Here is an 18,008-nt window from a genome sequence, read left to right as displayed (position 1 = left end):
TCCTGACAGACTGCTGTCAGGAGGGGTGTGCGATAGTGTCTCCAGTTAGAGAGAGGAGATTGGTCATGAACGGTTTTACCATTCTGCGCGGCATGCAGCATTATGTCGGCAAGATCCGCACGATGCGCAACGAGATCCGGACCCAGCGGTTCATGAACGCGCTACCCGCAGACATTCGCAAGGATATCGGCTGGCCGGACATGTATGCCGAGCGTCGCCATCACGGCAATTGAGACGAAATTTTCAACGCAGCGGTTGGATGCTCACGCGTCAGCACCCAGATATCAAGTCCGGCGCGCGAGGGATGGAGCGAGCTCATGTCCGATCAGAAGACAATCGGCTTTCTGTTCATCGAAGGTTTTGCCGACTGGGAATATGGGCTGCTGGCGGCCTCGGCGGTCGAATGGTTCGGCGCTCGCGCCGTGTCGCTGACGCCCGACGGCAAGCCGGTGACCGGAATCAGCGGTTTTAAGCTGACGCCAGACCGCTCGGCCAGCATCAATGAGAATACCGATCTCGATGCCGTGGCCGTCATCGGTTCCGACCACTGGGCGGGCAAGACGCCGCCGGATGCTGCCGAACTGCTGATGGCTGTCGCATCGCGCGGCGGTGTCGTTGGTGGCATCTGTGCGGGAACGCTGGCGCTGGCCCGAGCCGGCATGTTCGAGAACGCCAGACATACCAGCAATGGCCGTGACTGGATCAGCCGTCACGAGTCCGGCTATGCAGGCGACGGCAATTATCAGGATGTGCCACATGCCGTGGCCGACGGCAAAATCGTGTCCGCGCCAGGTTCGGCGCCCGGCACTTTCGCCCTTGCCTTCCTGCAGACGCTCTACCCGGAAAAAGGCAGCGAACTCGCGCAGATGCGGACGCTGTTCGCCAAGGAGTATGCTGAAGCCTCCTGACAGCATGCTGTCAGGAGGTGCGTGCGATGGTGGGACAATGCGCATGGCCGGCCAAGGACGATCGATGAAACACTGGAACGACAGGCTGAACGCGCCTGGCATCAACGGCGTGAAGCCAACGCCGCGCACGGTAGGGGACGTTATCGAAGGCCAGCCCATGCTGGTGCCGACCGCGCGCCAGGTCGACGATTTCATCCGCTCCATCCCCGAAGGCGTCGATATGGACGTTCGCGCGCTGCGCACGGCCCTTGCCATCGAGCATGGCGCCGAAGTGACATGCCCGGTCACCATGGGCTATCATCCGCGTACGGTCGCCGAGGCTGCCAAGGAGGATCTCGAGCGCGGCATGACGCTCAGCGACGTCGCTCCCTTCTGGCGCGTTCTCGATGCGAAGACGCCGACAACGAGGAAACTGTCCTTCGGCGCGGAATTCGTCGCCGCGCAGCGCAAGCGCGAAGGGCTGAAGCCGTAATGCATGTCATGTGGAAGTGGATCCGGTCAGGGAGCCACGGCATGCATGGGAAAAACACTGGGGAAGCAAACGATGCGCCGCGCCGACAGGCTCTTTCAGATCGTGCAGCATCTGCGTGGTGGCCGCCTTGTCACCGCCCAGAAGCTCGGCACATGGCTCGAGGTTTCCGAGCGAACCATTTACCGCGACATAGCCGACCTGCAGTCGACCGGAGTGCCGATCGACGGCGAGGCTGGCGTTGGCTATATGATGAGGGAGGGTTTCGACCTTCCGCCGCTGATGTTCACGCGTGACGAGATCGTGGCGCTGGTAGCCGGCGCCCGCATGGTGCGCGCCTTTGGCGGCGCCGCCATGGCGCGGGCCGCCGACGAAGCACTGGTCAAGATCGGTGCCGTGCTGCCCGATGCCGAGAAAGACCGCATCGCCCGCACCGAGATCCACACGCCGATGTGGGTGGTCAGCGATGCCGCCCGCGAGGCGATCGACCTGATCGAGCGCGCGGTCGAAAAGCGCCAGGTGCTGACCATCGACTACTCGGACGAAGCCGGCCGCGGCACCGCGCGCGATATCAGGCCGCTCGGCCTGTGGTTCTGGGGCAAGGTGTGGACGCTGGTCGCCTGGTGCGAGATGCGCGATGATTTCCGCGCCTTCCGCATCGACCGCATTGCCTCCGTGGTCATCGCCGGCCGGATCTTCAAGCCGGAGCGCGGCAAGCAGCTTGCCGATTTTTACCGGGCGGTGGAGCGCAGCGAGGACTACGGCATGGCGCCCGACCGCGCGGCGCGAAGCTGAGACTTGCCGGCCGCACAAAATAGCCCGCTCGAAGCGGGCTATTTTGTTCCGTTCGCGAAAAGCCTATTCCTCGTCGTCCGTATCGGTGTCCTTCGACTTCAGCGCCGACAGCTTGGCGAAGACGGCGTTTGCATCGAGCTCCGCGTCCTCGTCCTTCGGCTTCTCCGGTGCAGGCACCAACCGCTCGGTCAATGCCGCCGGCAGCAGCGTGTCGCCGACCGGCTGCGCCTGTTCGCGGCCGCGCGAGGCGCGGTTGACTTCCATGTCGAGGTCGATCTGCGAGGCGAGACCCAGCGTCACCGGGTCCATCGGCTGCAGATTGGCCGAATTCCAGTGCTTGCGTTCGCGGATCTGCTCGATCGTTGACTTGGTGGTGCCGACGAGGCGCGAAATCTGCGCGTCCTTCAGCTCTGGATGATTGCGCACCAGCCACAGGATGGCGTTCGGCCGGTCCTGACGTTTCGACAGCGGCGTATAGCGCGGGCCCTTGCGCTTGGATTCGGGTACCCGCACCTTGGGGTCGGAAAGCTTCAGGCGCTGGTTCGGATCCTTCTCGGCGCGCGCGATCTCGTCGCGGGTCAGCTGGCCGGTCATGATCGGATCCATGCCCTTGATGCCTTGCGCCGATTCTCCGTCGGCGATCGCCTTGACCTCGAGCGGATGCAGCCCGCAGAACTGCGCGATCTGCTCAAAGGAGAGCGCGGTGTTGTCGACCAGCCAGACGGCGGTCGCCTTGGGCATCAAGAGCGTATTGGCCATTTCAAAAATCCTTCTCCTTCGCCCGCGTTCCCGCGCGGGCGGTGGTTTAGAGCCACCAAAATGGGAAATTCGCGGCCTGTATAACTGCTCTCAGGTCGTTTCGCAACGTTTTTGGAAGAGCTGGGAACGACGTGGCCAACCGAGGCACGCGGTGACGGCTAACGTTTGCCACGGCGGTCCAAACCCTGCCGCCGCATTTGCCGCGGATCGCCATGGCATATCACGCCGAAGCCGAGATGAATCCAATCCCCCAAAAGACAAAACCCGCCGGACAGGGTCCAGCGGGTTTGGAACCGGCGACGACAAGCGTCTGCGGCGGCTCTGCATTGCGACCCTGCCTTGCGGCGGGTCGCGCTTGCAATCAGATCGCCTGACGGGCGATCCGCTCGATGTCGCCGCGGTTGATGCCGAGGTCGCTGAGCTGACGGGCGTTGAGGCGGTTCAGTTCGCGAACGGTCTCGTTGTACATGCGCCAGTTACGGAAAGCACGGATCGGGTTCATGGTAGTCCTCCTGAATTGGGTTCGTTTCGATGATGCTCAAATAGTGATCATCGGGCGGGACTTGAACAGCCGATTTTGCATAGCAATGATGCAAATGCTGCATTGCACCATTAAGCTTGTGTTCATCTTGTGGGCAGGGGCGAAGGACGCTGGCCAGACCGTGTCGAGATCCGGTCGGGCCGAGCCGAAAATGCTGGCGTCCTAGCCGACGTCGAGCACGATCTTGCCGATATGCTCCCCCTCCTCCATCCGCTCATGCGCGCGCCATGCGTCGGTAAGCGGGTAGATCATGTCCATCACCGGTGCCACCTTGCGCGTGCCCAGCAGAGGCCACACCTGTGCCTCCAGCGCCGCCGCGATCGCCGCCTTGAATTCGACTGTGCGCGGCCTGAGCGTCGAGCCCGTATGGGTCAGCCGCTTGACCATTACCTTGGAAAAATCGGCACTGGCGACAGCGCCTGCCTGAACCGCGATCTGCACGATCCGGCCCTCGACAGCGGCGGCCTCGTAGTTTCGCTGGACATAGTCGCCGCCGACCATGTCGAGGATGACGTTGGCGCCTCGGCCTTCGGTCACCTCCTTGACCGCGGTGACGAAATCCTGCTCGCGGTAATTGATCGCACGGTCGGCTCCGATCTTCAGGCAGGCGTCGCATTTCTCCTGGGATCCGGCGGTGGTGATCACATAAGCGCCGAAGGCCGAGGCGAGCTGGATCGTCGTGGTGCCGATGCCGGACGAGCCGCCATGGACGAGCAGTGTCTCACCCTTCTTCAGGCCGCCGCGTTCGAACACATTGTGCCAGACGGTGAAATAGTTTTCCGGCACCGCCGCCGCTTCCGTGTGGGTGAAGCCCGCCGGCAGTGGCAGAACGCTGCCTGCATGAACCCTGACATATTCGGCATAGCCGCCGCCGGGCGTGAGCGCGCAGACCCTGTCCCCGATGCGCCAGCGCGATATCTGGTCGCCAAGAGCGGCCACTTCTCCCGACACCTCGAGGCCCGGCAGGTCCGATGCACCGGGCGGAGGCGGGTAGGCCCCCTTGCGCTGCTGCACGTCCGGCCGGTTGACGCCGGCGGCATGCACCTTGATCAGGATTTCGCCGGGGCCGGGCTGCGGTACGTCGCGCGTTTCCGGTTTCAGCACCCGTGGGCCACCCGGCTCCGAGATAGCGATCGCCGTCATCCGTGCCGGAATTTTCTGTCCGCTCGCCATGAAGTTTTCCGTCTTTCCTCGCCGCACTCTTACCGGCTGTTTGCATCGACGCCCTTGCCCTATGTATGCTCATTGCCAAATCAGGCAAATGGCCAATCTGGTCTGGCGGAGGAGGAGCAGCCATGGCGATCTTCGACGACGAACCCAAGAAGAAGGCACGTCCGCACGAGATCGGGCAAGACCTGTCGCTGCTTTCCGTCGGTGAACTGTCCGAGCGCATCGGCATCCTGCGCGACGAGATCGCCCGGCTGGAGGCCGAACTCAAGACCAAGGACACCACCAAGTCGGCTGCCGAGGCGCTGTTCCGTCGCGGATAAGTTCGCTGAGGTAACCGCCCGCCGCCGAAAACCGAATGCGACTGCCTTTAAACCTGCGTCCCCGCCCAGTCCCCAGCCGGATCAAAAAATGCTCGCAGCCTACAGACCGATCCTTTCCCTGCTTCGCGGCACCGCCTTTCTTCTGGCTGCATCGGGACTGCACGGGCTGCTGCTGCCCTTGCGCGGCCAGGTGGAAGGGTTCTCGACCGCTTCGCTCGGCCTGATGGGCACGGCTTGGGCCGGCGGCTTCGTCACCGGCTGTTTCTTTGCGCCGCGCATCGTGCGCCGCGCCGGACATGTGCGCGCCTTCGGCGCCTTTGCCGCGTCCGGCGCGATCGTGGCACTGCTCACCGGCCTGATCATCGACGAGTATGTCTGGATCCTGCTGCGTGCCTTTACCGGCTTCACCATGGCCGGCGCCTTCATGGTCATCGAAAGCTGGCTGAACGAGAAAGCCACCAACGAGAACCGCGGCACCGTTTTCGGCCTTTACATGATGGTCACCTATGCCTCGATCATGGGCGGCCAGATGATCGTCGCCGGCGGCGACGTGAAATCGGCGTCGTTGTTCATGATCACCGGCATCCTGTTTTGCCTGTCACTGATCCCGACGGCCGTGTCGACCGCCTCGCATCCCAAGCCGCTGCAGGACGTCAAGCTCGACGTCAAGGGACTCTACGCCAACTCGCCGGTGTCGGCGATCGCTTGCCTTTTGATCGGCATCGCCAACGGCGCCTGGGGCACGCTCGGCGCCGTCTACGGCGCCCGCATCGGAATCTCCACCGCCGAGATCGCCTTGATGATGAGCCTGGTGGTCGTCGCCGGCGCCGCCATGCAACTTCCGGCCGGGCGCCTCTCCGACAAGACCGACCGGCGTTTCGTGCTGGCCGGTGCCGCCTTCGGCGCGGCGCTGTTTGCGCTGCTCATCTTCCTGTTCGAGCCGCGCTCGGCGGTCTTCGTCCTCGTCTTCACCGCCGCCTACGGCGCTTTCGCCTACACGCTCTATTCGATCGCCGTAGCGCATGCCAACGACCACGCCCGGTCGGAAGATTTCGTCAAGGTGTCGGGCGGGCTGCTGCTGCTTTACGGCTTCGGCACCATGATCGGGCCGTTGCTGGCCGCCGCCCTGATGGGCTGGATGCGCCCGGAGGGCCTGTTCCTGGCGACAGCCTTCGCGCATCTGTCGCTGGCCGGCTACACGCTGCTGCGCATCAGCCGCCGCGCGCCGGTGCCGATCGGAGATCGCGATGCCTTCAAGACGCAGCCGGCCGACCGCTCGGTGACCCCCGAAGCATTGCGGCTCGATCCGAGAAGAAAAGCAGAAGCAAACAGTTGAGATTTGAAAAACTTTGCCTCACAAATGAGGCATGATGTTTTCCGACGCCTTCATGGCGATCGCCGATCCCAATCGGCGCCATCTTCTGGAAGAACTTCGACGCGGTCCGAAGACCGTCAACGAATTGGCGGCCGGGCTGCCAGTCTCCCGCCCGGCGGTATCACAGCATCTGAAAGTGTTGCTCGACGCCGGACTGGTCAATGCCAAGGCTGAAGGGACGCGGCGTGTCTATACGGTGAGCAATGCCGGCTTCCTCAGACTCAACATCTGGCTCGATCAATTCTGGGAAGCCTGATCCTCTTCGGTCAGCGGCCACAACGATCAGGTTTCTATCCGCAAAAACTTGCCGAGAAGATCGAGCAACACCCCGGTCCCATGCTCGCGTGTGCCGGACGTGTCATGGCCATCCAGGAAAGCGCCCTGCTCGGTCAGCACCAGGCGCGTGCTCTTGTCTTCGGCAAAAAGTTCGATCGTGGCCAGCGACACCGAAATTCTGATATCGCCAAACAGCATGTCGTAGCTGTAGACGATGCGCTGGTCGGGCACGATATCCCAGTAAGTGGCGGTGTAGACGTGGATCGGCCCATCCTTCGGCCCTCCGGCATTGATCTCCTTGCCGCCGACGCGAAAGTCCAGTTCGTATCGGCTGGGCATCGGGTTGCCCGGATCGGTGAACCAGTGCCGCTTGGCGTCCGGATTGCTGAGCGCGAAAAAGACCTTCGATGGCGCCGCCGGATAGAGGCGCTCGATAACGAAGGTGGAGTGGACGACGGAACGTTCGGTCATGGCTTGGGTCCTCGCTGGTCAACTCGATTGGTTCGGCGGAATGAAGACACCGTTGCGATAGGCAGCGCCGAAATAGACCTCGACACTACGCAGCCGGCCGCCGCGAAACACGTGTAGCTCGGTGTTGCGGAAGGATTTTCCGTCCACCGTTTCGCAGCCATACAGAACGAAGGCGGCAGCCCCGTCTTCGCAAATCCGCTCAATCGTCATCGACCGGAACAGCTTGCCATTCGGCCAGCAGCGCTCGAAATAGGTCGTGCGATCGATGGCGTCGTCATAGGGGCTGGTGAAGGTGAAATCGTCGGCGAGGGTCGCCTCCATGACGGCGCGGTCGCCGGCCTGAAAGGCCGCGAAATAGCCGCGGACAAGATCGGATTTTCTCTTTGACATGGCATGCTCCTCTTCAGTTCTCCGCAAGAAAATCGCCGAGCCGATCCAGCCGGCGTTCCCATGAGAGGCGCCGCTCATTGATCCAGTGTTCGGCCGCGCGCAGCGCCTTCGGCTCGATCTGACAGGTGCGCACCCGTCCGACCTTTTGCGTGCGCACGAGGCCGCTCGCCTCCAGGAGATTGAGGTGCTGGACGACCGCCGACAGCGACATCGCCAGCGGCTCGGCCAACTGGCTCACCGACGCCGGGCCGCGTGATAGCCGGTCGACCATCTGCCGCCGCGCCGGATCGGCGAGCGCCTGGAACATCAGGTCGAGTTGGGCGGGATCGTGCAGCATCGCGATCAGCCGTTGTTGTAGGGAAAGAACTTGAAGTAAGGCTGCGCCTCCTCGATCACCCTGGTGAAGGCGGCGCGCTGCAGCAGGCGGTCGTGATAGCGCTTCACGGCGGGATAGCTGTCGCCGAACGGCTCGACCTTGTTGGCATAGAAGAGCGCCGGAGACGCCGCGCAATCGGCCATGGTGAAGATATCGCCCACAGCCCATTCCCTCGACAGCATCTCCCGTTCGATGATGGCGTAGGAATTGCGCAGCTGGCTCCGCGCCTGCTCGACACCGAATGGATCGGTCTTGTCCTGCGGCCGCAACCTGTCGCCGACGATCTTCTGCATCGGCTCCTGCACATAGAAATCATAGAAGCGGTCGGCCTGGCGGACAGCCAGCGCCAAATCGATGTCGGCTGGAATGAGTTCGGCCGGTCCCGGATAGTGCGTGGCCAGATATTCCACGACGATGGTCGATTCCAGCACCGTCCGGTCACGCGCGTCGTCGCGCAGCGCCGGCATCTTGCCGGTCGGCGATATCTTCAGAAAGGCCGCGCGCGATTGCTCGTCGCCCAGATCGACGATGACAGGCGCAAAAGGCGTGGCGTTCTCGTAGAGCGCGATCAGCGGCTTCCAGCAAAAGGAGGCCAGCGGATGGAAATGCAGCGTCAGGGACATTCTTGTGCTCATCTGTTCTGTGGAAACACTGAAGCATTTACTTAACTATTGCGGCAGGCCTCGCTCGTCAAGGCTCGCCCACGAAGTCTCAGCTGGATCGGACATGCTCGACAATGGCGGCTTCTATATCAGGCCAGTCATCCGGATGCAGTTCGTGACCGCCGCCTTCGACACGAAGGAGTTTCGCGCCGGCAACTGCTTGGGCCAAGGCCTCGCCATGCTCGACCGGAAAGATCGGATCCGACGTGCCGTGGATGACCAGAAGCGGCACCGCCAGTTCGTGCAGGCGACCCTTCCATTGGTCATTGCCCTTGAGCATGAAATGATTGGTGGCGCTGAGCAAGCCGCCGGACCTGGTATAATCCCGCTCGATGAACGCCCTCATCCCGGCCTCGTCGAACCGATGCGCGGTGCTGGCGATCGCGCGTGCATCGCTGACCATGAAGTCGATGACCTGGCGGCGGTCCGCCCAGTCGACTTTGGCCCCATCGGCCGAATGCTCGATATAGGCATCGGTCGTTTGCGGCAGATGCGACGTGTCGGTCCCCACGGGCGAACTGCTGATCACGGTCAGCGAAGCGACGCGCAAAGGGTGCCGGAGCGCGACGAACTGCGCGATCATGCCGCCCATCGACATGCCCGCGACATGCGCCTTGCCGATGCCGTAACTGTCGAGAACGGCTATCGCGTCGTCAGCCATGTCGTCGAAAGTGTAGGGCGGCTGCCCCACCTGATATTTGGTCGACCGACCGGTGTCGCGATTGTCGTAGCGGATCACGTAAAGGCCGGCATTCGCGAGCTTCCGGCAAAACGCCTCCGGCCACCACAGCATCGAGGCCATCGCGCCCATGATCAGCAGCAGCGCCGGATCCGCCGGATCGCCAAAGGCTTCCGATACGATCTCGGGACGGTCTTTGCTCGTCATTTCATGGCCTCCTCATCTGCTTGCATTTTGCAATCGGTTGCACGATAATAAAACCGATACAATAATGCAACCGGTTTTTGTGGAGAAAATGGAATGACCCTCGATCGCCGGTCCGGCTGCCCGATCAACCTTTCGCTCGAGGTGTTCGGCGATCGCTGGAGCCTGATCATCCTGCGCGATATGATTTTCGGCGGCAGGCGCCATTTTCGCGAGCTGCTCAACGGCTCGATGGAGGGTATCGCCTCCAACATCCTCGCAGACCGTTTGAAGCGGCTGATGGAGCTCGGCATGCTGACCAAGGCGGACGACCCCAGTCATAAGCAGAAGGCGATCTACAGCCTGACCGAGATGGCCATCACGCTGGTGCCCATCCTGGCCCATCTCGGCGCCTGGGGCCGCGTCTGGCTGCCGACAAGCGAGGAACTCTCGATCCGCGCCGAACTCCTGGAAAAGGGCGGACCTCCAATGTGGGAGAAATTCATGGACGAATTGCGCCATGAGCATCTCGGCACCCCCCTCGACACAGCGCCCGGCTCCTCTGTCCGCGCGACGCTGCAGGCCGCCTATGAAGCGGTGGTTGCCGAAAAGGCCCGCAACGCCAGCCCGGCCGTCTGACCAACTATTTTCCCCGTTGAAAGGCCGGCTCTGCTACAAAGGACGGAAATCACACTTCACGGGATTGGATACGCTCTTGGTTGAGAACTCTAGGGACACTGCCCGCGCGCGTGCCGATCTGCGCTTCAAGAAGCAGGAAGAGGCGGCGACGGTCCGGCAGAAAGCCATGGCCGAATACGTCGCCGAGAGCGATGCCCGCAAGGCCAAGACCGACAAGCTGCGGGCGCTGCGGCTGGCCAAGGAAGCCGAAGATCTAGCCAACGCGCCTGCCGCACCTGCCAAGAAGCCGGCCCGCGCCAAGAAAAAATAGCCCCGTCTCTCCGCCAATGCCTCGTCCTGGATCGAGCGGTCGTAACGCATCCGACAGGCACGCCTTCGTCCCGCTGCTGCGCGGGAAGCAATTTCAACCGAAAGCGGGATTGCCTGGTCCGGCTGGCCGGCGATGATTGGGCTGTTCAACAGGAGATTGCCATGACCGCTCTGTCGCTCGAAAAAGCCGTCGAGATCATCAATGCCGCCTTCGCCAGGGGCGCCGACCTCAAGCTCAAGCCGCTCGGCGTCTCGGTGCTCGACGCCGGCGGGCACCTGGTCGCCTTCCAGCGCCAGGACGGCGCCTCGTTCCTGCGCCCGCAAATGTCGGCCGGCAAGGCTTATGGCGCGCTGGCGATCGGCATGGGCTCGCGCAGGGTCGAGGCCTTCGCCAAGGAGCGCCCGCATCTGGTTGCCGGCATTTCCGACGTGTCGGGTGGACGCGTGCTGCCGGTCGTCGGCGGCGTGCTGATCCGCGACAAGGCAGGCAGTGTCATCGGCGCTGTCGGCATTTCCGGCGACACGTCTGACAATGACGAGGCGGCCGCGATTGCCGGCATCGAAGCCGCCGGCTTCGCCGCCGATCCGGGCTGAGGTTCCGGTCTAACTCAAATTGATGTCGCGGCTGGCCGACCGCATCGACACCGCGAACCCGGCCAGCACGTCGAACAGCGCGATGATCAGCAGCGTGAAGAAGATGGAGTGCGCGGCACCCTTCACCAGCAGAAACTCGACCAGGAAAGCAACGAAGACAAGCGTCGACAACAGATGGTCCATGATCGAGGCGGTGGTCGTGCGCGCCGACTTCACCATTTCAAGGAACAGAAAAATCAGCCCGATCAGCACGATCAGGTCGCCGAGCGTCATCGAGAACACCCCGCCCGACATCATGCGGAACGAGAACATCTCGCTCGCCCACGGATCGTCGCCGCCGCCGAATATACCGAGCAGGCCGAGATTGTAGAGCACGAAAGGCACGATCAAAAGCGGGACGGCACCGAACATCTGGCGTCTCCATATGGGGGCACCTTCTGTAGAATGCCCCACAGGCACGGCGTCAAGATTTTTCGTGCGCGGCCGCAAACACGGTCGAATACCGGATGCAACAACCATGTCAGCCGGTTGCCCGGCCGACATGAAAGACGAGACAAAAAAGCTCAGCGCTTGAAGTAGCCGGCGCGCAGGGCAAGGCCAAAACGCAAAAAGACCGGCCAGAAGCCGGTCTTTTGTAACTCGGTTGCTTGGGAAAAGCTGGTCTCAGCTTTCCTTGGGCGTCAGCACCTGGCGACCGCGATACATGCCGGTCTTCAGGTCGATGTGGTGCGGGCGGCGCATTTCGCCGGAGTTCTTGTCCTCGACATAGGTCGGGGCCTTGAGGGCGTCGGCCGAGCGGCGCATGCCGCGCTTGGACGGAGAGGTTTTGCGTTTCGGAACGGCCATGGATATGCTCCACTACATGGTCAAAAGCCCCGCCCGCCCTCGTGAAAGGGCCATGTCGGGGCCTAAATCTGAGAAAGTCGGGTGCCTATACACGCCTGACACCGTTTTGGCCAGCACTGTGGTGAATCTTTTTTATACCGGCTAGTCCAGGCAACCGACATAGGCGCCGGAGCGGCCGGCGCGCCGCTCGATCAGATTGGCGAGCCTTCTCAAGCCCGGCCCTGGTTTTGCCGGATTGCGGGCGATCGGATTGGGCAGCGTGACGGCGAGAAGGGCCGCCTGCCGTCTGGACAGCTGCTTTGCCGAAATGCCGAAATGGTGCCGCGCCGCCGCCTCGATGCCGTAGATGCCGGGCCCCCACTCGGCGATGTTGAGATAGATCTCCATAATGCGCCGCTTCGACATCACCGCGTCGAAATAGACGGCCAGCGGCAGTTCGACGACCTTGCGCACCGAGCCCAGCGGCCGCGACCACAGGAAGAGGTTCTTCACCGTCTGCATGGTGATGGTCGAGGCACCACGCGTCGCCTCGCCGGCCAGCGCATCATCGACGACCCCCCTGAGCTCGCCAAGATCGACGCCGCGATGAAAGCAGAACTGCCCGTCCTCCGACATGATGACGGAATGGGCGAGCACAGGCGCGACATCATCGATCGACACCCAGCGCCGGTCGTAGCCGGAGAATGTCGCGAGATCCTTCAGCATCAGCGTCGACACTGGATGCACGAAGGACGGCAGGTAGAGAAAGGTCAGCACCACCGGGATGAGCGCCAGCACGGCGGCCACGACGATGCCGCGCCGGACCCAGCGCTTGAGACTGCGGCGGCTCACGCCTCGCAATCTCGTCGCCATGTCCAGCTTTTCGGTCTCATGATCGACGATCGGTTCCGCCAAGCCGCCCAACCCATGCCAGAGAACTCGCTTTGAAACTGCCTCCTGGGAGTCATGTAAGGGTGTTTTCGAGAACCGGAGCGGAGCGTACATTCGAGTACGTGAACACCGGAAGCGCGGAAAACGCCTTCAGATGACCGCAGGAGATGAGTTTCCAAACGGGCTCTTACCGCCCCGGCATAATGGCGCTTGCCTTCTTGCGCAACGTCTGAGTGTCGGCTACCGGTCCCGGCCATGACGAATGACGACGAAATGGCGTTCGAAATGGCGCTCATCAGGCGCGCGGCCGCCGTCGAGGTGATGCTGCGTCGCTTGCTCGACGATCGCCCGCTTTCGGGTGAGATCGCTCGGCCCGATCGTCTGATGGCGGCGATGCGCCATGGCGTGTTGAACGGCGGCAAGCGCCTGCGCCCCTTCCTGGTCATGGAAAGTGCCGCCCTGTTTTCCGCCGATGGCGAAGCGGCGTTGCGCGTCGCGGCGGCGCTCGAATGCGTGCATTGCTATTCGCTGATCCACGATGACCTGCCGGCGATGGACGACGATGACCTTCGCCGCGGCCAGCCGACCGTGCACAAGGCCTTTGACGAAGCCACCGCCATCCTCGCGGGCGACGCCTTGCTGACGCTTGCCTTCGACATCATCGCCGGCGAAGCGACGGCGCTCCCGGCCGAACGGCGCGCAGCCCTGGTGCTGGCGCTCGCCCGCGCCGCCGGGGCCGGTGGGATGGTCGGCGGCCAGAAGCTAGACCTCGAAGCCGAGCAAGTGCGACCGGACGAGGCCGGCATCATAAAGCTGCAGGCGATGAAGACCGGCGCGCTGATCCGCTTCGCCTGCGAGGCGGGTGCGATCCTGGCCGGCGCACAGTCGGATGACCTGGAAAGGCTTGCCGAGTTCGGTTCGGCGATCGGCCTGGCCTTCCAGCTCGCCGACGACCTGCTGGATCTGACGGCCGACGCCGAGCAGATGGGCAAGGCGACCGGCAAGGATGCCGCCGCGGGCAAGGGTACGCTGGTGGCCTTGCACGGTGCGGATTGGGCACGCAAGCAGCTCGACGGCCTCGTCGGCCAGGCGCACGCGCTGCTCGAACCCTATGGCGAAAAGGCTGCCCTGCTGAAAGCCGCGGCGATCTTCGTCGCAACCCGTAACAGCTGACGGCAGGCTCATACCGTTGAGCAGTGCACCTGCGGTTGTGCCAACGAAATCTTAATGTAAATGAAGCGTAATCCCAATCCTTAGAATGATGCGTATGTGTTGGGGTTGCGCATGCCGGAATATTCTTCCTTTATCCGGTCCGTCCGGATACGTTATCTTTCAGGATTGTTGGTTTTCGCGCTGGCCTCAGCCGCCATCATGGTTGCGCTCAATCGCGTCAATTCCTTGCGCCATGAAATCGATGCGCTGAGCAGCAATCTCGTCATTTTCACCCGCGATCTGCGCAACGCCACCAGCTTCGCCGAGACAACCAGTTCCGCCTGGCGGATCGAGACGCGCGATGCGCTGACGGCTTCGGCGCGCGACCATTCCGAGCGGCTGACCGGCGAGATCGAGACACTGACCGCCCAGCTCGCCGCGATCCGCCCGCGCCTGTCGGCCAAGACCGTCAGCGAGCTCGCAGCCGCTTCGGTCAATGGCGACTTGTTCTGGTCGCCGCGTGACATGGTTCGCAACTTCAATCTGATGTCGGTGGCGCAAAAGACCGATGAATGGAGCACTCGCGAAATCCGCAACCAGAACGACCTGTTCGTTCAACCCATGCTGGTGCGTGTCCGCACCGCGATGGACGACGAACGCCATCAGGCGGATGCCTCCAGCGACCGGCTGCTTCTGTGGGCAAGCGGCCTGTTGTTTGCCGTCCTTGGCATCGTCGCTTTCTGGATCTTCCGGCCGATGGAACAGGCGATCCGTCGCGCCTTTGCCCAGTCGGCCGAATCCTTGTTCAAGGCTGAGGCCGCCGACCGCGCCAAGTCGGAATTCCTGGCCAATATGAGCCACGAGATCCGCACACCGATGAACGGCGTGCTCGGCATGGCCGAATTGCTGGCCAAGACCGAGCTCAACCCGCGCCAGAAGACGTTCACCGACGTTATCGTCAAGTCGGGCAACGCGCTGCTCACCATCATCAACGACATCCTCGACTTCTCGAAGATCAATGCCGGGCAGTTGACGCTCGACCCCGCCCCCTTCCGCCTCTCGGAAGCGGTGGAGGACGTGGCGACGCTTGTCTCGGCGCGCGTCGCCGAGAAGAACCTGGAACTTATCGTGCGCGTCGACCCCAGGCTGCCGGCCTATGTCGTCGGCGACGCCGGCCGCTTCCGGCAGATCGTCACCAACCTGGTCGGCAATGCGGTGAAATTCACCGAGAAGGGCCATGTGCTGATCGATGTCGGCGGCGAAACCGTCAACGACGTCGTCCAGCTCAAGCTGCGCGTCGAGGACACCGGCATCGGCATTCCGGCCGAGAAATTGCAGAACGTGTTCGAGAAGTTCGCTCAGGTCGATGGCTCCTCGACCCGCCGTCACGAAGGTACCGGCCTTGGGCTCGCCATCGCCGCCCGCCTCGTCGACCTGATGGCCGGCAAGATCGGCGTCGAGAGCGAGATCGGCCGCGGCTCCGTCTTCTGGTTCGCAGTGCCGCTGCCGGTCCACCGTGCCGAGGCGCGCGACGCCATCGTGCCGGTCGACGTCACCGGCGCGCGTGTGCTGGTCATCGACGACAATCCGGTCAACCGCGAGATCCTGCTAGAACAGCTCAGAAGCTGGAGCTTCGACTGCGCCGCCGCCGAAAGCGGCGCGGTTGGCCTCGCCTTCCTCGATCGCGCCTGCCAGCTCGGCGCCAGCGTCGACTGCATCATCCTCGATTATCAGATGCCCGGCATGAACGGCGCCGATGTCGCCCGGGCCATCGCCGCCGACAGCCGGCTGTCCACCATCCCAGTCGTTATCCTGACCTCGGTCGACCAGGTCGATTTCGGCAAGATGATCATCGACTTCGGTATATCGGCGCATCTGACCAAGCCGGCGCGCTCGGCGGTCCTGCTCGGCACCGTCATCTCGGTCATCCAGAAGGCGCGCTCGCAGGTCGGCAAGGCGCACTTCATTCGCGAACCGATCCAACCGATGCCTCAGCCGGCTCCGCCGGCCTTCACGGTTATCCGCGGCCCCGCCATGCCGATCGCGGCAGTGCCGGAATCGAATGCCGCGCCGAACAGCCCGATCGACATCCTCATCGCCGAGGACAATGACGTGAACCAGATGGTGTTCGGCCAAATCCTCAATGGGCTGGGCTTGAGCTACCGCATCGCAGGCAATGGCCGCACCGCGGTCGAGATGTACCGGTCGCTGCATCCGAGGCTGGTTCTGATGGACGTCTCGATGCCGGAAATGAACGGCTACGAGGCGACACGCGCCATTCGGGCGATCGAGGCGTCGTCGGGCGGCCACATTCCGATCATCGGCGTCACCGCGCATGCGCTGAAGGGCGACCGCGACAAGTGCATCGAGGCCGGCATGGACGACTATCTGCCCAAGCCCGTTTCGCCCGATCGCCTCGGCGCCAAGATAGGCACCTGGCTCAGCGAAACGGTGGTGGCCAAGACGGCCTGAACTCCGTCCGGCGTCAGACGGTTGCGTCCAGATGGTAGCGGCGCATCCAGTCGAGGCTTGTCGCGTCGGCGAGCTTCGCGACACCCGGTTTCACATCCCCGGCGTTCGGCGACTGTACGCCCAAGGCCTGACAGATGGAAATCAGTGTCGCCGCCGGGCTGCTTGAAAGCCGCTCGTAGCCAATCCGCAGTGGCGTTATGTCTTGCTCGGCGAACCATGTGTTCCACGCTGCGTCATAGGCCTCAAGCTCGGCGACTTCGTCCCTGATACGCTGGAAATCGTACCGCGGTTCTCCTGGCGATCCGACCCTTTCGATCTCCGTTCCATCGGGAGCGACGTGCCAAAGGCCGGTCTGCTCCGCCTTGACCAGGGAGACAGCCTGCGCAAGCTTGTTCTCACGCGACAGATGCACGTAGAGAACGCGACCGAAAGCCCTTTCGAAACGCGCTTTGTCCGACACAAGCCCCGGAAAAATCCGGTCGAGGATCGCTGAAAGCTCGTCCAGGTTTTCTCGCATCAGGCGAAGACCGAAGATTTCCGTACCACCCTTGCCGGCATCGATCGCCGCATTGAGATAGGCAAGCTGGAATTCAAGCTCGCCCATCGTGTCGCGAGGCGGCAGGTTCCATTCTTCGGCCCACTCCGACACATCCTGCCGCCGATAGAATGAGTGTGGATCGCCGGTCGTTCTGGTGGCCGCCAGCAGTTTGCACAGCAAGGTGCTGCCGGTTCTGGGCGTGCCGCAGATAATGTACGCGTCGAACATCGCTGTCCCTGTAGCTGCCGAAGGCGGACCAGCCCACCGGTCCGGCGCCGCTATAGCTGAAATCGTTGCTGGATACGATGGGCACATTCCAACGGCGTGTGCCCCGTGCAGCCCAACCCTCCTCGGCTACCGGTTGCGCACCACCACGCAGGCGCCACCGATGCTTTGCAGTTTCTGGCAGATGACATTGGCGGCGGCGCGGTCGTCGACGCCGATCCGGACCGCGTAGATGCCGCGCCGGCCGATCGGCGTACGCACTCGGCTGACCACCGGATCATGCCCGGCAAGCAGGGCCGGAAAACGGCCCCGTACCCTGAGCCATTGGCTGATCGCGGCGCTGCGGCGGAAATTGCCCGCCACCTGAATGCCCCATGGCTTGATGTTGATTGAGGCCATCGCCACGGTTCTGGACATGATCACCGGCAGCTTGCGGCAGGCGACCGCGAAATCCAGCTTGGCGTCGAGTGGCTCGACTTTGCCGGCATAGGCCCGGTCGGTGAACTTGTCGACCGGCTCGCCCATCACATCGAAGACATAGCTTTCCGTCTCCATCGGCAGGAAGCCACCGGAATTCAGCCAGCGCGACACCCGGCTCTCGCCGGCATTGTAGGCAGCGGCCGCCAGACCGAGATTGCCATAGCCGGCCTTCATTTCGGCGAGATATCTGGCCGACGCCGGAATTGCCTGGTTGATGTCGAAGGAATTTTCCAGCCCCCGCATCTTGGCGGTGCCCGGCATGAACTGGGCAATGCCTTCGGCGCCGACAGGGCTCACGGCGTTGGGATCGAACCGGCTTTCCTTCCAGATCAGGCGGGCGAAGAAATCCCGGGGCAGGCCGTTCTGGTCGGCATGCGCCTGGATCAGGTTACAGACCTTGTCGATCAGCCGCTGCTTGGCCGATTGCGGTGGATCCGCTTGGGCAAGCGTCGACCAGGCCATACCACACAGGAATATCAGCGCCGCCCACGGGAAACGCCGCATCTGGT

General features: G+C 63.0%; 24 protein-coding genes and 1 pseudogene. 12 read left to right on the top strand and 13 right to left on the bottom strand.

Annotated elements, in window-relative coordinates; all coding sequences use genetic code 11:
- Positions 1-65 precede the first annotated feature (65 nt).
- The 4 genes from MESAU_RS29925 to MESAU_RS07010 all read left to right on the top strand — a co-directional run bounded on the left by MESAU_RS29925 (position 66) and on the right by MESAU_RS07010 (position 2,172).
- Positions 66-233, top strand: coding sequence for a hypothetical protein (locus MESAU_RS29925; protein WP_015315361.1), 168 nt, complete (start codon positions 66-68; stop codon positions 231-233).
- 84 nt (positions 234-317) lie between these two features.
- Positions 318-908: a DJ-1/PfpI family protein gene (locus tag MESAU_RS07020; RefSeq protein ID WP_015315360.1), complete on the top strand. Its 591-nt coding sequence runs from the start codon at positions 318-320 to the stop codon at positions 906-908.
- A 64-nt stretch (positions 909-972) separates the two neighbouring features.
- Complete coding sequence (locus MESAU_RS07015; RefSeq protein WP_015315359.1) at positions 973-1,380, top strand: hypothetical protein; 408 nt, start codon at positions 973-975, stop codon at positions 1,378-1,380.
- A 72-nt stretch (positions 1,381-1,452) separates the two neighbouring features.
- On the top strand, positions 1,453-2,172 hold the full coding sequence (locus tag MESAU_RS07010; RefSeq protein ID WP_013529238.1) for a helix-turn-helix transcriptional regulator: 720 nt from the start codon (positions 1,453-1,455) through the stop codon (positions 2,170-2,172).
- 63 nt (positions 2,173-2,235) lie between these two features.
- Here MESAU_RS07010 and MESAU_RS07005 read toward each other — a convergent pair whose 3' ends face one another.
- The 3 genes from MESAU_RS07005 to MESAU_RS06995 form a co-directional block, all read right to left on the bottom strand.
- Positions 2,236-2,931: a DUF1013 domain-containing protein gene (locus MESAU_RS07005; protein ID WP_015315358.1), complete on the bottom strand. Its 696-nt coding sequence runs from the start codon at positions 2,929-2,931 to the stop codon at positions 2,236-2,238.
- Positions 2,932-3,292: 361 nt separating this feature from the next.
- Entirely contained in the window at positions 3,293-3,433 is a 141-nt protein-coding gene (locus tag MESAU_RS29920) for a DUF1127 domain-containing protein (RefSeq protein ID WP_013892619.1), read from the bottom strand.
- A 201-nt stretch (positions 3,434-3,634) separates the two neighbouring features.
- On the bottom strand, positions 3,635-4,645 hold the full coding sequence (locus MESAU_RS06995; protein ID WP_015315357.1) for an NAD(P)H-quinone oxidoreductase: 1,011 nt from the start codon (positions 4,643-4,645) through the stop codon (positions 3,635-3,637).
- Between the two features lie 122 nt (positions 4,646-4,767).
- Between MESAU_RS06995 and MESAU_RS06990 the strand changes: the two genes are divergently transcribed.
- From MESAU_RS06990 to MESAU_RS06980, 3 genes and pseudogenes are all read left to right on the top strand, one after another.
- Complete coding sequence (locus tag MESAU_RS06990) at positions 4,768-4,962, top strand: DUF1192 domain-containing protein (protein ID WP_015315356.1); 195 nt, start codon at positions 4,768-4,770, stop codon at positions 4,960-4,962.
- A gap of 76 nt (positions 4,963-5,038) precedes the next feature.
- Positions 5,039-6,298: pseudogene (locus tag MESAU_RS06985) on the top strand (MFS transporter); the annotation flags it as partial.
- Between the two features lie 31 nt (positions 6,299-6,329).
- Positions 6,330-6,593, top strand: coding sequence for an ArsR/SmtB family transcription factor (locus MESAU_RS06980; protein ID WP_010911936.1), 264 nt, complete (start codon positions 6,330-6,332; stop codon positions 6,591-6,593).
- A 26-nt stretch (positions 6,594-6,619) separates the two neighbouring features.
- On the opposite strand, the gene MESAU_RS06975 is transcribed toward MESAU_RS06980, so the two are convergent.
- The 5 genes from MESAU_RS06975 to MESAU_RS06955 form a co-directional block, all read right to left on the bottom strand.
- Positions 6,620-7,084, bottom strand: coding sequence for an SRPBCC family protein (locus MESAU_RS06975; protein WP_015315353.1), 465 nt, complete (start codon positions 7,082-7,084; stop codon positions 6,620-6,622).
- Between the two features lie 18 nt (positions 7,085-7,102).
- The gene (locus tag MESAU_RS06970) at positions 7,103-7,474 is read right to left on the bottom strand and encodes a nuclear transport factor 2 family protein (protein ID WP_015315352.1); all 372 of its coding nucleotides are present in this window, start codon (positions 7,472-7,474) and stop codon (positions 7,103-7,105) included.
- A gap of 13 nt (positions 7,475-7,487) precedes the next feature.
- A complete protein-coding gene (locus MESAU_RS06965; protein WP_015315351.1) occupies positions 7,488-7,811 on the bottom strand; it encodes an ArsR/SmtB family transcription factor in 324 nt (107 codons plus the stop codon).
- Between the two features lie 5 nt (positions 7,812-7,816).
- Positions 7,817-8,473 (bottom strand): glutathione S-transferase family protein, encoded by a 657-nt coding sequence (locus MESAU_RS06960; protein WP_015315350.1) that lies wholly within the window; start codon positions 8,471-8,473, stop codon positions 7,817-7,819.
- Between the two features lie 88 nt (positions 8,474-8,561).
- Positions 8,562-9,398, bottom strand: coding sequence for an alpha/beta fold hydrolase (locus tag MESAU_RS06955; protein WP_015315349.1), 837 nt, complete (start codon positions 9,396-9,398; stop codon positions 8,562-8,564).
- A 93-nt stretch (positions 9,399-9,491) separates the two neighbouring features.
- On the opposite strand from MESAU_RS06955, the gene MESAU_RS06950 reads away from it, so the two are divergent.
- From MESAU_RS06950 to MESAU_RS06940, 3 genes are all read left to right on the top strand, one after another.
- Positions 9,492-10,013: a winged helix-turn-helix transcriptional regulator gene (locus MESAU_RS06950; protein WP_015315348.1), complete on the top strand. Its 522-nt coding sequence runs from the start codon at positions 9,492-9,494 to the stop codon at positions 10,011-10,013.
- 76 nt (positions 10,014-10,089) lie between these two features.
- Entirely contained in the window at positions 10,090-10,323 is a 234-nt protein-coding gene (locus MESAU_RS06945; RefSeq protein ID WP_023773965.1) for a hypothetical protein, read from the top strand.
- Positions 10,324-10,484: 161 nt separating this feature from the next.
- Positions 10,485-10,916, top strand: a complete 432-nt coding sequence (locus MESAU_RS06940; RefSeq protein ID WP_015315346.1) for a GlcG/HbpS family heme-binding protein — start codon at positions 10,485-10,487, stop codon at positions 10,914-10,916.
- Positions 10,917-10,925: 9 nt separating this feature from the next.
- Here the strand turns inward: MESAU_RS06940 and MESAU_RS06935 are convergent, their stop codons facing one another.
- The 3 genes from MESAU_RS06935 to MESAU_RS06925 all read right to left on the bottom strand — a co-directional run bounded on the left by MESAU_RS06935 (position 10,926) and on the right by MESAU_RS06925 (position 12,665).
- A complete protein-coding gene (locus tag MESAU_RS06935; protein WP_015315345.1) occupies positions 10,926-11,327 on the bottom strand; it encodes a hypothetical protein in 402 nt (133 codons plus the stop codon).
- Between the two features lie 252 nt (positions 11,328-11,579).
- The gene (rpmF, locus tag MESAU_RS06930) at positions 11,580-11,762 is read right to left on the bottom strand and encodes a 50S ribosomal protein L32 (protein ID WP_008834724.1); all 183 of its coding nucleotides are present in this window, start codon (positions 11,760-11,762) and stop codon (positions 11,580-11,582) included.
- Positions 11,763-11,903: 141 nt separating this feature from the next.
- On the bottom strand, positions 11,904-12,665 hold the full coding sequence (locus MESAU_RS06925; protein WP_015315344.1) for a biosynthetic peptidoglycan transglycosylase: 762 nt from the start codon (positions 12,663-12,665) through the stop codon (positions 11,904-11,906).
- A gap of 222 nt (positions 12,666-12,887) precedes the next feature.
- Between MESAU_RS06925 and MESAU_RS06920 the strand changes: the two genes are divergently transcribed.
- Together MESAU_RS06920 and MESAU_RS06915 are read left to right on the top strand one after the other, a co-directional pair.
- On the top strand, positions 12,888-13,805 hold the full coding sequence (locus MESAU_RS06920) for a polyprenyl synthetase family protein (protein ID WP_015315343.1): 918 nt from the start codon (positions 12,888-12,890) through the stop codon (positions 13,803-13,805).
- Positions 13,806-13,916: 111 nt separating this feature from the next.
- Positions 13,917-16,256 carry a response regulator gene (locus tag MESAU_RS06915; protein ID WP_015315342.1) on the top strand — a complete coding sequence of 780 codons (2,340 nt, stop codon included), beginning with the start codon at positions 13,917-13,919 and terminating at the stop codon, positions 16,254-16,256.
- Between the two features lie 13 nt (positions 16,257-16,269).
- Here the strand turns inward: MESAU_RS06915 and MESAU_RS06910 are convergent, their stop codons facing one another.
- Complete coding sequence (locus MESAU_RS06910) at positions 16,270-17,022, bottom strand: Stf0 family sulfotransferase (RefSeq protein ID WP_015315341.1); 753 nt, start codon at positions 17,020-17,022, stop codon at positions 16,270-16,272.
- A 126-nt stretch (positions 17,023-17,148) separates the two neighbouring features.
- Positions 17,149-18,003, bottom strand: coding sequence for a lytic transglycosylase domain-containing protein (locus MESAU_RS06905; protein WP_015315340.1), 855 nt, complete (start codon positions 18,001-18,003; stop codon positions 17,149-17,151).
- Between the last annotated feature and the right edge of the window lie 5 nt (positions 18,004-18,008).

It is taken from the genome of Mesorhizobium australicum WSM2073 (genome assembly GCF_000230995.2).
GTDB lineage: Bacteria > Pseudomonadota > Alphaproteobacteria > Rhizobiales > Rhizobiaceae > Mesorhizobium > Mesorhizobium australicum.
The sequence above is the reverse complement of the archived record's forward strand: the minus strand, read 5'-3'. Positions and strand labels throughout refer to the sequence as shown.

What these genes read in the sequence shown, in the direction of transcription:
- MESAU_RS06970 (WP_015315352.1), bottom strand. Translation starts at nt 7,474, where the DNA reads ATGTCAAAGAGAAAATCCGATCTTGTCCGCGGCTATTTCGCGGCCTTT.
- MESAU_RS29925 (WP_015315361.1), top strand. Translation starts at nt 66, where the DNA reads ATGAACGGTTTTACCATTCTGCGCGGCATGCAGCATTATGTCGGCAAG.
- MESAU_RS06990 (WP_015315356.1), top strand. Translation starts at nt 4,768, where the DNA reads ATGGCGATCTTCGACGACGAACCCAAGAAGAAGGCACGTCCGCACGAG.
- MESAU_RS06915 (WP_015315342.1), top strand. Translation starts at nt 13,917, where the DNA reads ATGCCGGAATATTCTTCCTTTATCCGGTCCGTCCGGATACGTTATCTT.
- MESAU_RS06975 (WP_015315353.1), bottom strand. Translation starts at nt 7,084, where the DNA reads ATGACCGAACGTTCCGTCGTCCACTCCACCTTCGTTATCGAGCGCCTC.
- MESAU_RS06920 (WP_015315343.1), top strand. Translation starts at nt 12,888, where the DNA reads ATGACGAATGACGACGAAATGGCGTTCGAAATGGCGCTCATCAGGCGC.
- MESAU_RS06955 (WP_015315349.1), bottom strand. Translation starts at nt 9,398, where the DNA reads ATGACGAGCAAAGACCGTCCCGAGATCGTATCGGAAGCCTTTGGCGAT.
- MESAU_RS06960 (WP_015315350.1), bottom strand. Translation starts at nt 8,473, where the DNA reads ATGTCCCTGACGCTGCATTTCCATCCGCTGGCCTCCTTTTGCTGGAAG.
- rpmF (WP_008834724.1), bottom strand. Translation starts at nt 11,762, where the DNA reads ATGGCCGTTCCGAAACGCAAAACCTCTCCGTCCAAGCGCGGCATGCGC.
- MESAU_RS06965 (WP_015315351.1), bottom strand. Translation starts at nt 7,811, where the DNA reads ATGCTGCACGATCCCGCCCAACTCGACCTGATGTTCCAGGCGCTCGCC.
- MESAU_RS06980 (WP_010911936.1), top strand. Translation starts at nt 6,330, where the DNA reads ATGATGTTTTCCGACGCCTTCATGGCGATCGCCGATCCCAATCGGCGC.
- MESAU_RS07020 (WP_015315360.1), top strand. Translation starts at nt 318, where the DNA reads ATGTCCGATCAGAAGACAATCGGCTTTCTGTTCATCGAAGGTTTTGCC.
- MESAU_RS06910 (WP_015315341.1), bottom strand. Translation starts at nt 17,022, where the DNA reads ATGTTCGACGCGTACATTATCTGCGGCACGCCCAGAACCGGCAGCACC.
- MESAU_RS29920 (WP_013892619.1), bottom strand. Translation starts at nt 3,433, where the DNA reads ATGAACCCGATCCGTGCTTTCCGTAACTGGCGCATGTACAACGAGACC.
- MESAU_RS06940 (WP_015315346.1), top strand. Translation starts at nt 10,485, where the DNA reads ATGACCGCTCTGTCGCTCGAAAAAGCCGTCGAGATCATCAATGCCGCC.
- MESAU_RS07015 (WP_015315359.1), top strand. Translation starts at nt 973, where the DNA reads ATGAAACACTGGAACGACAGGCTGAACGCGCCTGGCATCAACGGCGTG.
- MESAU_RS07005 (WP_015315358.1), bottom strand. Translation starts at nt 2,931, where the DNA reads ATGGCCAATACGCTCTTGATGCCCAAGGCGACCGCCGTCTGGCTGGTC.
- MESAU_RS06950 (WP_015315348.1), top strand. Translation starts at nt 9,492, where the DNA reads ATGACCCTCGATCGCCGGTCCGGCTGCCCGATCAACCTTTCGCTCGAG.
- MESAU_RS06935 (WP_015315345.1), bottom strand. Translation starts at nt 11,327, where the DNA reads ATGTTCGGTGCCGTCCCGCTTTTGATCGTGCCTTTCGTGCTCTACAAT.
- MESAU_RS06905 (WP_015315340.1), bottom strand. Translation starts at nt 18,003, where the DNA reads ATGCGGCGTTTCCCGTGGGCGGCGCTGATATTCCTGTGTGGTATGGCC.
- MESAU_RS07010 (WP_013529238.1), top strand. Translation starts at nt 1,453, where the DNA reads ATGCGCCGCGCCGACAGGCTCTTTCAGATCGTGCAGCATCTGCGTGGT.
- MESAU_RS06995 (WP_015315357.1), bottom strand. Translation starts at nt 4,645, where the DNA reads ATGGCGAGCGGACAGAAAATTCCGGCACGGATGACGGCGATCGCTATC.